Here is an 11,048-nt window from a genome sequence, read left to right as displayed (position 1 = left end):
CGCCGCGGCGCGCAGCGGACGCGACGGTTCCGGGGGTCCGCTCACGCCCGCGCAGCGGGCATGGCTCACCGCCGAGCGCGCCGCCGCCGTGTCGGGGGCAGCCCGTAGGGTGAAGGAGTGATCTCCTCCCTCCGCGGCCGCGTGCTGCAGGCCTCCGGCAGTTCGCTCGTCGTCGAGGTGTCCGGGGTCGGCTATCTCGTGAACGCGACGCCCGCGTTCGTGCTCGCGAGCCGGGTCGGAGACGAGGTGCTCGTGCACACCTCGCTGGTCGTCCGCGAGGACTCGCTGACGCTGTTCGGGTTCGCCACGCGAGACGAGCTCGAGGTCTTCGAACTCCTGATCGGGGTCACCGGCGTCGGTCCGAAGTCCGCCCTCGGCGTCCTGTCCGCGATGGCGCCGACCGATGTCGCACGAGCCGTCCAGGAGGACGACGACGCCGCGTTCCGCCGGGTGAGCGGCATCGGCCCGAAGACCGCCAAGCTCATCACGGTCTCCCTCGCGGGCAAGCTCGTCGCGCCGGCCTCCTCCGCCGTCGGCGCGTCGGTCGCGACCGGCGGCGTGGCCGACGACGTGCTCGCGGCGCTCACCGGGCTCGGTTGGTCCGAGAAGCTCGCCGGCGAGGCGCTCGCCGAGACGCTCGAGACCGCCGATGACGCCGCCGCGACCTCCGTGCCGGTGCTGCTGCGGCTCACGCTCGCCCGGCTCGGACCGGCGCAGCAGGGGGCGCGGGCGCGATGACCGATGACGACCTCGACCTGACCGACCCCGAGCTCGCCTCCGAGGCCGAGCTCGCGTTCGAGGGTGCGCTGCGGCCGAAGAGCCTCGAGGAGTTCGTGGGTCAGACGCGCGTACGCGGGCAGCTGCAGTTGCTGCTCTCGGCCGCGGCGATGCAGCAGCGGACCCCCGACCACATCCTGCTCGCCGGCCCCCCGGGGCTCGGCAAGACCACGCTCGCGATGATCGTCGCGCACGAGGGCGGACGCCCGCTGCGCATGTCGAGCGGTCCCGCGATCCAGCACGCCGGCGACCTCGCCGCCATCCTGTCCTCGCTGGTGCCCGGCGAGGTGCTCTTCATCGACGAGATCCATCGGATGGCGCGGTCCGCCGAGGAGATGCTCTACCTCGCGATGGAGGACTTCCGGATCGACATCATGGTCGGCAAGGGCGCCGGTGCGACGTCGGTGCCGCTCGACCTCGCCCCGTTCACGCTGGTCGGCGCGACCACGCGCGCGGGCCTGCTGCCGAACCCGCTGCGCGACCGCTTCGGCTTCACCGCCCACCTGGAGTTCTACGACGAGGCGGAGCTCGAGCAGGTCCTCGGCCGCGCGGCCGTGCTGCTCGGGCTCGACATCGACCGGACGGCGATCGCCGAGATCGCCGGGCGCTGCCGCGGCACGCCGCGCATCGCGAACCGGCTGCTCCGGCGCGTACGCGACTACGCGCTCGTCCACGGCGGGAGGGCCGATGTCGACGCGGTGCGCGCCGCGCTCGAACTGTACGACGTCGACCCGCTCGGACTCGATCGACTCGATCGCGCCGTGATGATGACGATCCTCACGAGGTTCGGCGGCGGTCCGGTCGGCCTCAACACGTTGGCCGTGTCGGTGGGCGAGGAGGCCGAGACGATCGAGGCGGTCGTCGAGCCGTTCCTCGTGCGGATCGGCCTCATCACGCGGACCCCGCGCGGACGGATGGCGACGCCCGGCGCCTGGCGGCACTTCGGACTCGTGCGCGAGGCTGAAGGCGCCGCGGTGGCGTTGCCGATCGATGACCTATAATCCTTTGAGGCTCCGGCCACCCCGCCCCTTATCGTGCGCATCGTGCGCACACCGGAAGGTTCCCACCCCATGGTCCTTGATCCGCTGACTCTCATCATGCTCGCCGTCCTGGCGGTCCTGATCTTCTTCATGTTCCGGAACTCGCGCAAGCGTCAGGCCGAGGCACGTGAACTGCAGTCGAAGGTGGCGCCGGGCGCGACGGTGATGACGAACTTCGGGGTGTTCGGCACGATCCTCTCGATCGACGAGGAGGAGAACCGGGTCGAGCTCGAGTCCTCGCCGGGCACCGTCCTCACGGTGCACCGCCAGACGATCGCCCGCGTGGTCGAGCCGGTCGACGCCCCTGCCGAGGCGACGGCCGCGATCGACGGTGAGCCCGAGTTCGGTGAGCGCGCCGACGAGTCGCCGAACGACGAGACGCCCGACACCAAGAAGTCGGACGACTGAGGCCCACCCCATAGCTCTGCCCGCGCGATGCTGCGCGGGCTCCCTGCAGAGAAGGCACAACCGTGGCTGCACCATCCAAGCGGTCCTCGCGACCGACGCCCGTCCGCAAGGCCGTGCGATCACTGACCTGGCTCGGCGTCATCATCGTCGCGCTGTTCGGCATCAATGCGGCCGGCGTCATCTGGGGCGGTGGTTCGTGGACGCCGAAGCTGGCGCTCGACCTCGAGGGCGGCACGCAGATCATCCTCGCGCCGCAACTCGCCGACGGTGAATCCGTCTCGCAGGAGCAGCTCGACCAGGCGGTCTCGATCATCCGCCAGCGTGTCGACGCCTCCGGCGTCTCCGAGGCCGACATCACGACGCAGGGCGGCCAGAACGTCGTCGTGGCGATCCCCGGGGAGCTCGACGAGCAGACGCGCAACCGGATCGAGTCGTCGGCCAAGCTCGAACTCCGGCCCGTGCTGCTCGCGGACGCCGCGGCCAACCAGTCGATCGACCCGAGCGAGAGCCCGGAGCCGACCGACGGCGCGGAGGAGGAGGAGCTCTCGGCGACACCGAGCGTCGAGCCCACCGATGCGAGCGACCCGAACTGGGTGACGCCCGCCCTGCAGGACCAGTTCGACACCTTCGACTGCGCGGCGATCGACGAGAGCGGCGCGAACGTCGCGCCCTCCGACGAGCCGCTGGTCACCTGCGACTCGACGCGCACCATCAAGTACCTGCTCGGACCGGTCGAGGTCAGCGGCGAGGACATCGTCGACGCCACGAACGGCATGGTGCAGACGCAGACCGGTGCGACCACGGGCCAGTGGGCCGTCAACATCGTCTTCAACGACCGCGGCACCGAGGCGTTCTCCGAGGTCAGCCAGCGGCTCTTCGCCCTGAACGGCCAGACGCCGCGCGACCAGTTCGCGTTCGTGCTCGACGGCGCGGTGCTGTCCGCGCCGCAGATGAACGGCGTCATCACCGACGGTCGCCCCCAGGTCACGGGCAACTTCACGCAGGAGTCGTCCGAGGCCCTCGCCGACCAGCTGAAGTTCGGCGCCCTGCCGATCAGCTTCGAGGTGCAGTCCTCCGACACGATCTCCGCGACCCTCGGAACCTCGCAGCTCCAGTCGGGCCTCATCGCGGGCATCATCGGCCTCATCCTCGTCGTGATCTACACGCTGTTCCAGTACCGTGCGCTCGGAACCGTCACCATCGCGTCGCTGATCATCGCGGGGGTGATCACGTACCTGATGATCACGATCCTCGGCTGGTACCAGGGCTATCGACTCTCGCTGGCCGGCATCGCGGGCCTCATCGTGGCGATCGGCTTCACCGCCGACTCGTTCATCGTGTACTTCGAGCGCGTCCGAGACGAGCTGCGCGACGGGCGACCGCTCGTCGGCGCCGTCGAGGCCGGCTGGAAGCGCGCGCTGCGCACCGTCCTGTCGTCGAAGTCGATGAACCTGCTCGCGGCGGTCGTGCTGTACGTCCTCGCCGTCGGCAGCGTGCGCGGCTTCGCGTTCACGCTCGGTCTCACCACGATCATCGACGTCATCGTCGTGATCCTCTTCACGCACCCGATGCTGCAGCTGCTCGCCCAGACGCGGTTCTTCTCCAGCGGGCACTCCTGGTCGGGCCTCGACCCCCAGGCACTCGGTGCCGTCTACCGTGGGCGCGCGGAGTTCCGCAAGCCGGTCGCCGTCCCGGCGAAGAAGGCGGCATCCAGTTCGCGTGAGGCGCAGAAGCGCCAGACCATCGCCGAACGCAAGGCAGCGCAGGCCGACGCCACCGTCGGTGCCGGCGAGAGCAAGGAGTCCTGATGGCCAACCGACTCACCACGTTCGGCAACGACCTCTACACGGGCAAGCGCTCGTTCAACTTCGTCGGCGGGCGCAAGAAGTGGTACACCATCGCCGCCGTGCTCATCATCCTCTCCGCCCTGGTGCCCGTCGTCCGCGGCTTCAACTTCGGCATCGAGTTCCGCGGCGGTTCGCAGTTCCAGATCGTCGGAGTCGCGAACGCGACCGAGCAGCCGGCGATCGACGCGGTCGCAGAGGTGGTCCCGGGTGCGGTCGCGCGCGTGACGATCGTCGGCGATGACGGCGTGCGCGTGCAGACCGACCAGCTCGAGCAGGCGGAGTCGCGTGAGCTCACGACCGTCCTCGCGGACGCGTACGGCGTACCCGAATCCGAGGTCACGTCGTCGTTCATCGGCGCGAGCTGGGGCGCGGACATCACGCGCCAGGCGCTCCTCGGCCTCCTCGCCTTCCTGCTGCTGGCCGCCGTCATCATGGCGTTGTACTTCCGAACCTGGAAGATGTCGCTCGCGGCGATCCTGTCGCTCCTCGGGGACCTGATCGTGACCGCCGGCCTCTACGCGGCGGTCGGCTTCGAGGTGACCCCGGCAGCGGTGATCGGCATCCTGACGATCCTCAGCTACTCCCTGTACGACACCGTCGTGGTGTTCGACAAGATCCGCGAGAACACGTCGGAGGACGGCCAGGAATCGCGTCGCACGTTCGCCGAGTCCGTCAACCTCGCCGTGAACCAGACGCTGGTCCGCTCGATCAACACGAGCGTGGTCGCGGCGCTGCCCGTCGCGGCCATCCTGTTCATTGGCGCGGGCGTGCTCGGCGCCGACACGCTGCGCGACATCTCGCTCGCGCTGCTCATCGGCATCCTCGTCGGCACGTGGTCCACCGTCTTCATCGCCGCGCCGCTGTACTCGCAGCTGCGCGAGGGGGAGCCGGCGATCAAGCGTCACGACCAGAAGGTCCTCAAGGAGCGGGAGCGCGCCGGAGGGTCGACGGCCGAGGCCCTGCCGGTCGCCTGAGGCGTCCTCCGGACCTCGATGGCGCGCGACCGATTCGGAAGCGGTGATAATTGAGGTCTGGAGGTGCGGGGCTCATGACCGATACCGGTGTCAACTCGACGGCGTCACTGCGTCGACTCGTGCCACGGATCTTCTCCAAGGCGCTGCCCGCAGGGGCGGTCGACAGCGTCATGCGGACGGTGCGCATGCACCACCCGAAGGCCGATCTCTCGGTCATCGAACGGGCGTACACGGTCGCCGAGCGCGCGCACGAGGGCCAGAAGCGACGCAGCGGCGAGCCGTACATCACGCACCCGATCGCGGTCGCCCAGATCCTCGCCGACCTCGGCATCGGATCCAAGGCCGTCGCCGCGGCCCTCCTCCACGACACCGTCGAGGACACCGCCTACACGCTCGACCAGCTGCGCGCCGACTTCGGTGACGAGATCGCGATGCTCGTCGACGGCGTCACGAAGCTCGACAAGGTCAAGTACGGCGATTCGACCCAGGCGGAGACGGTCCGCAAGATGATCGTCGCGATGTCCAAGGACATCCGGGTGCTGATCATCAAGCTCGCCGACCGCCTGCACAACGCGCGCACGTGGGGCTTCGTCCCGGCGGCCTCGGCGTCGCGCAAGGCCACCGAGACGCTCGAGATCTACGCGCCGCTCGCGCACCGCCTCGGAATCCAGACGATCAAGTGGGAACTCGAGGACCTCTCGTTCGCCGTGCTCTACCCGAAGCTCTACGCCGAGATCGAGAGCCTGGTCAAGCAGCGGACGCCCCAGCGCGAGGAGTACGTCCAGTCGGTCATCGACCTGGTCTCGGACGACCTCAAGGCGGCGCGCATCCGCGGCAAGGTCGTCGGCCGGCCGAAGCAGTACTACTCGATCTACCAGAAGATGATCGTCCGCGGCCGGGACTTCGATGACATCTACGACCTGGTCGGCATCCGCATCCTCGTCAACTCGGTCCGCGACTGCTATGCCGTCCTGGGCTCCATCCACGCGCGGTGGACGCCCGTGCCCGGTCGCTTCAAGGACTACATCGCGACGCCGAAGTTCAACCTGTACCAGTCGTTGCACACGACGGTGATCGGCCCGAAGGGCCGCCCGGTCGAGATCCAGATCCGCACCCACGACATGCACCAGCGTGCGGAGTACGGTGTGGCGGCGCACTGGAAGTACAAGGAGCGGATGGCGGCCGGACACATCGACGGCGGAGCGACCCGCGGTGACGCCGACATGGCCTGGCTCGCGCACATCTCCGACTGGCAGGCCGAGACGGCCGATCCGGGGGAGTTCCTCGACTCGCTGCGGTTCGAGATCGGCGCGAAGGAGGTCTACGTCTTCACGCCGAAGGGCCGGGTCATCGGGCTGCCCGCCGGGGCGACCCCGGTCGACTTCGCCTACGCGGTGCACACCGAGGTCGGCCACCGCACCATGGGGGCGAAGGTCAACGGTCGCCTCGTGCCGCTCGAGAGCGAGCTCGTGAGCGGCGACGTGGTCGAGGTGTTCACGTCGAAGAACCCCGACTCGGGTCCGAGCAAGGACTGGCTGATCTTCGTCAAGAGCCCCCGCGCGCGGAGCAAGATCCGCCAGTGGTTCACCAAGGAGCGACGCGACGAGGCGATCGAGCACGGCCGCGACGCGATCGCCCGGGCGATGCGCAAGCAGAACCTCCCGCTCCAGAAGCTCATGAGCCAGGATTCGTTCGCCGAGGTGGCGGCCCAGCTGCGCTACGACGACGTGTCGGCGCTCTACGCCGCCGTCGGCGAGGGGCACGTGTCGACGCAGTCCGTCATCGAGAAGGTCATCGCCCTCGTGCGGGACGTGGACGATGCCGACGAGCCCGAGCTGCCCGCCATCCCGGTCCGCTCGCGACCGCTGCCGAGGACCAGCGATTCCGGTGTGCTGGTCCGCGGCGCCCCCGACATCCTCGTGAAGATCGCGCGGTGCTGCACGCCCGTGCCCGGTGACGACATCGTCGGCTTCATCACGCGGGGCTCGGGGGTCTCGGTGCACCAGGCGTCGTGCCACAACGTGCAGTCGCTGCTCCGCGAGCCCGACCGCATGATCGACGTCGAGTGGGCGCCGAGCTCCAAGAGCGTGTTCCTCGTCCAGATCCAGATCGAGGCGCTCGATCGCGCCGGGCTGCTCTCCGACGTGACGCGGGTCCTCAGCGAGCACCACGTGAACATACTGTCCGCGAACGTCTCGACGTCGTCGGACCGGTTGGCCATCAGTCGGTTCGTCTTCGAGATGGGTGACACCACGCACCTGGACCGGGTCCTGAACGCCGTTCGGCGCATCGACGCCGTCTACGACGTGTACCGGGTCAGCGACGGCTGAGCCGGCCGAGCGGCCTCGGCCGCCGTCAGGCGGTCGAGCGCGGCTGCCTTGTGGGGCAGTCGATGGGCGAGTTCCAGGCGCGATCGGACGCGTTCGCCCATCGACCGGTCGGCACTGAGCAGCGCGGCCACGATCGCGACCACGTCGCGGGCGGGCTCCGCATCGCGCACGAGGTCGTAGACCGTCCGGTCGGGCGTGGTGCACCGGACGCCGCCGATCACGGCGATGTCGGCGGCCGCGATCGCGACCTCGCGCAGGAGCAGCCCGGGTGGCAGCGACCGCGTGGACACGCGTGACGAGTGCGGCACGCAGCATTCCGCGACCGGCGGGGGAGCCGGAAGCGCTCCGTGCACCCAGGCGGCGGACCGGCGCTCGACGACGAACGGCGCCGGCAGGCCCGGCGCCACGGATGCGGCACGGAGGCCGGGCAGGTCGGGCTCGTCGACCGGGCACCATCCGTCGCCGATGCGCATCACCTCGCCGTCGAGTCGTGCAGCGCAGAGTTCGGCCAGGGGGAGGTCGTCGAGGTCGAGGACCGAGGGGAGTCGCGCCATGCGACCCATGTTCCGCGATCCGCCGGAGCGCCGGGCGGCTTCCGCCGGGGGCTGTGGATCATCGCGGTGGCCGGTCGGATGTGCAGGAGACCGCTCCGAACGGACTCGACCCGCCACCGCGAGCGCGGCGACGGGTCGGGTGCGGATTGCGGGCGGTCAGCCGCCGACGGCCTTGAGCCACGCGCGGCGTGCGTCGAGCGCCTCGCGCGCCGCGGCGATGGCCTTGGCATCGCCGGCGGCCTCGGCCTCGGCGAGCTCGGCCTCGAGCTTCGCGATCGCGTCGTGCAGCTGGCCCAGCATGCCCTCGGAACGCGCCTTCTTCTCGGGATCCTCGCGCTCCCAGCGCTCGTCCTCCAGGGCGCGAACGTGGTTCTCGACCTTGCGGAGGCGGTCCTCGACGGTGCGCACCTGGTCGCGCGGCACGCGGCCGACCTCGTCCCAGCGCCGCTGGATGCCGTTCAGCGTCGCACGGGCCGCGCGCGCGTCCTTCGAGGCGAGCAGCACGTCGGCCTCGTCGAGCAGCGCGAGCTTCTCGGTGAGGTTGGCGCGGTACTCCTCGTCGTCCTTCGCGTCGATCTCGGCCTTGGCCTGGAAGAGCACGTCGCCCGCGGCCTTGAACTTCGCCCAGAGCGCGTCGTCGACCTTCTTCCCGGCGCGGCCCGCCTGCTTCCACTCGTCGAGGAGCGAACGGTACTCGACGACACCGTCGGCGCCGCGCGGCGCGAGGGCCTCGGCGCGCTCGATGAGCCGCTGCTTCCGCTGTCGCACCTCGCGGTGCGAGGCGTCGAGCTCGGCGAAGAACGCCTTGCGGTGCTGCTCGATCGTCGAGCGTGCGGCACGGAATCGCTTCCAGAGCTCGTTCGCCTCGCCCTTGGGCAGTCGCGGGCCGTCCTGCTGGTGCTGCTGCCAGCGGGCGAACAGCGCGTCGAGCTCGGCGGAGGTCTGCTTCCACTGGGTCTTCGCGGGGTCCTGCGATGCGAGCGCCTCGGCCTCCTCGACGATGCGGGTGCGCTCGGCGATCGCGTCGGCCAGCGCGGCCTTCGCCTCGGCCTGCTGCTGCGCGGTGAGCTCCTGCGTCGTGCCGGACAGGGCCTCGAGGCGACGCGTGAGCGCGTCGAGGTCGCCGACGGCGTGGGCATCGGCGACGCTCGCCTGGAGCGTGGCGACGGCCTTCGCGACATCCGCTGCCGGTGCACCGCGGCGGACGCGCTGCTCGAGCAGCCCGACCGCGCCCGCGAGGTCGGCGTACTTGCGCTCGAAGTACGCCAGCGCCTCTTCCGGGGTCGCATCGGGGTACTGCCCGACCTCGCGCTCGCCCTCGCTGGTCCGCACGAAGACGGTGCCCGTCTCGTCGACGCGGCCCCACGGTTGCTGTGCTGAATCGGTCACGAACTCACCCTGTCGTCGTTCGGATGCCGCGTGCGCGGCGGATGACGGCATCAAGCCTATTGCACCCCCGGGGGCGGTGCCGGTCGCATCCGAACCCGGACGCAGGCGCGCTCACTCCACGACGAACGACGTGATGCTGACCGGCCGGACGGGTGCACCGTCGGTGGCGTCGTCGGCGACGCCCTGGTCGGTGATGTCGGCGCGCAGCGCGTCGAGGCCGTCGGTCACGCGGCCGATCACCGTGTAGCCGCCCGCGGCGTCGGCGGGGATCGTCGAGTCCTCGTAGACGATGAAGAACTGGCTGCCCTGGCTCTCGGCGACGCCGCCCTGACGGGCCATCGCGATGGTGCCCGCGGGGTAGACGTCGTCGCCGGGCGCGTTCTCGACCGGGCCGTAGCTGTACCCGGGGCCGCCCGAGCCGTCGCCGTTCGGATCGCCGCACTGGAGCACGAAGATGCCCTCGGTCGTGAGGCGGTGGCAGGTGAGCCCCTCGTAGAACCCGGAGTCGACGAGGCTCACCGTGCTCGCGACGGCCTGCGGAGCTGCGGCGCCGTCGAGCTCGATCGAGAGCGTGGTGTCGTTGAGCGTGAGCGCGCCGACCCACGTCCGGTCCTCGGCCAGGTCGGGTGAGGGGACCTCGGCGGCTTCGGGGCTGGCGCTCGGCGAGGGCGTCGGCTCGGCCGCGGGCGTGCCGGGACCGCCCGAGAAGTAGAAGAGCTGCGCACCCGTCGCCAGGGCGAGCACCACGACGAGCCCGATGCCGGCGAGCACATTGTCTCGCGTGCGGCGCCGGACGGATCGGCGGTGCACCTCCTGGCGGGCCTGGTAGGTGCGGAGGCGCGAGCGCTCCTCGCGCGCCTGACGGTCGTTCGTTGCCACGCTGCTCCTTCGGGGGGATCCTGCGGAGGAGAGCCTACGCAACCGCGGCACGCCCGGGCGAATCCTGCCAGCCGCTCGCGGGGCGGGCACTGTCGGTCGCCGCGATTACGCTGGTCCGCATGGTGGATTCGGCCCAGGGGTTGCGCGCGGGTGCGACCCCGCTCGCGGTGCGGATGCGACCGCGGAGCCTCGACGAGGTGGCCGGTCAGCGGCATCTCCTGACGCCGGGTTCGCCGCTCGTGGCGCTCGCGGCCGACCGCACGGGCGAATCCGGTGCCGTGTCGGTGATCCTCTGGGGTCCGCCCGGCACCGGCAAGACCACGCTCGCCCAGGCGATCGCGCGGTCGTCCGGTCGCAAGTTCGTCGAGCTCTCGGCGGTCACCGCCGGCGTGCGCGACGTGCGCCAGGTGATGGAGGCGGCGCGCGCGGATCGCGACCTGTACGGCGTCTCGACCGTGCTGTTCCTCGACGAGATCCACCGCTTCACGAAGGCGCAGCAGGACGCACTGCTCCCCGGCGTCGAGAACGGCTGGGTCATCCTCGTCGCGGCGACGACCGAGAACCCCTCGTTCTCGGTGATCTCGCCGTTGCTGTCGCGCTCGCTGCTGCTCACCCTCGAGACGCTCGACGACGACGACCTCGCGCTGCTCGTGGACCGCGCGGTCGTCGATCCGCGCGGCCTCGGCGGGAGGGTCGAGCTGGCACCCGAGGCGCGCGCGGCGATCGTGCGCCTCGCCTCGGGTGACGCGCGACGCGCGCTGACCGCCCTCGAGGCGGCATCCACCTCGGCGATCAGCGAGGCGGCGCATGAGCCTGCGGATGACTCCGGCGGCGCCGACCGGGTCGGCGA

Annotated in this window: 10 protein-coding genes; 7 read left to right on the top strand and 3 right to left on the bottom strand. The window is 70.7% G+C overall.

The annotated features are described in order from the left end of the window. The first annotated feature begins 117 nt into the window (after positions 1 to 117). From ruvA to ESO86_RS05425, 6 genes are all read left to right on the top strand, one after another. Entirely contained in the window at positions 118 to 738 is a 621-nt protein-coding gene (gene ruvA, locus ESO86_RS05450; protein WP_129233898.1) for a Holliday junction branch migration protein RuvA, read from the top strand. Continuing rightward, entirely contained in the window at positions 735 to 1,778 is a 1,044-nt protein-coding gene (gene ruvB / locus ESO86_RS05445) for a Holliday junction branch migration DNA helicase RuvB (protein ID WP_129233896.1), read from the top strand. The genes ruvA and ruvB overlap by 4 nt, the downstream gene beginning before the upstream one ends. 69 nt (positions 1,779 to 1,847) lie before the next feature. Beyond that, a complete protein-coding gene (yajC, locus tag ESO86_RS05440) occupies positions 1,848 to 2,225 on the top strand; it encodes a preprotein translocase subunit YajC (protein ID WP_129233894.1) in 378 nt (125 codons plus the stop codon). Positions 2,226 to 2,287: 62 nt separating this feature from the next. Beyond that, entirely contained in the window at positions 2,288 to 4,033 is a 1,746-nt protein-coding gene (secD, locus tag ESO86_RS05435) for a protein translocase subunit SecD (RefSeq protein ID WP_129233893.1), read from the top strand. Then, positions 4,033 to 5,046, top strand: coding sequence for a protein translocase subunit SecF (secF, locus tag ESO86_RS05430; RefSeq protein WP_129233891.1), 1,014 nt, complete (start codon positions 4,033 to 4,035; stop codon positions 5,044 to 5,046). The genes secD and secF overlap by 1 nt, the downstream gene beginning before the upstream one ends. A gap of 74 nt (positions 5,047 to 5,120) precedes the next feature. Further along, positions 5,121 to 7,376, top strand: coding sequence for a RelA/SpoT family protein (locus ESO86_RS05425; RefSeq protein ID WP_129233889.1), 2,256 nt, complete (start codon positions 5,121 to 5,123; stop codon positions 7,374 to 7,376). Here the strand turns inward: ESO86_RS05425 and ESO86_RS05420 are convergent. The 3 genes from ESO86_RS05420 to ESO86_RS05410 all read right to left on the bottom strand — a co-directional run bounded on the left by ESO86_RS05420 (position 7,346) and on the right by ESO86_RS05410 (position 10,198). Then, positions 7,346 to 7,930, bottom strand: coding sequence for a type IV toxin-antitoxin system AbiEi family antitoxin (locus ESO86_RS05420; RefSeq protein WP_165307353.1), 585 nt, complete (start codon positions 7,928 to 7,930; stop codon positions 7,346 to 7,348). The two genes, ESO86_RS05425 and ESO86_RS05420, sit on opposite strands and share 31 nt — an antisense overlap. Positions 7,931 to 8,086: 156 nt before the next feature. After that, positions 8,087 to 9,319: a DUF349 domain-containing protein gene (locus ESO86_RS05415; protein ID WP_242492217.1), complete on the bottom strand. Its 1,233-nt coding sequence runs from the start codon at positions 9,317 to 9,319 to the stop codon at positions 8,087 to 8,089. 111 nt (positions 9,320 to 9,430) lie between these two features. Next, entirely contained in the window at positions 9,431 to 10,198 is a 768-nt protein-coding gene (locus ESO86_RS05410) for a peptidylprolyl isomerase (protein WP_129233884.1), read from the bottom strand. A gap of 119 nt (positions 10,199 to 10,317) precedes the next feature. Here ESO86_RS05410 and ESO86_RS05405 point away from each other — a divergent pair. Further along, positions 10,318 to 11,048 (top strand): AAA family ATPase (locus ESO86_RS05405; protein WP_129233882.1); only part of this gene is annotated, 731 nt, incomplete at its 3' end.

Origin of the sequence: Agromyces binzhouensis (assembly GCF_004135055.1) — a bacterium.
Classification (GTDB): domain Bacteria; phylum Actinomycetota; class Actinomycetes; order Actinomycetales; family Microbacteriaceae; genus Agromyces; species Agromyces binzhouensis.
Note: the sequence above shows the minus strand (reverse complement) of the source record. Positions and strands in the feature narration are given on the sequence as shown.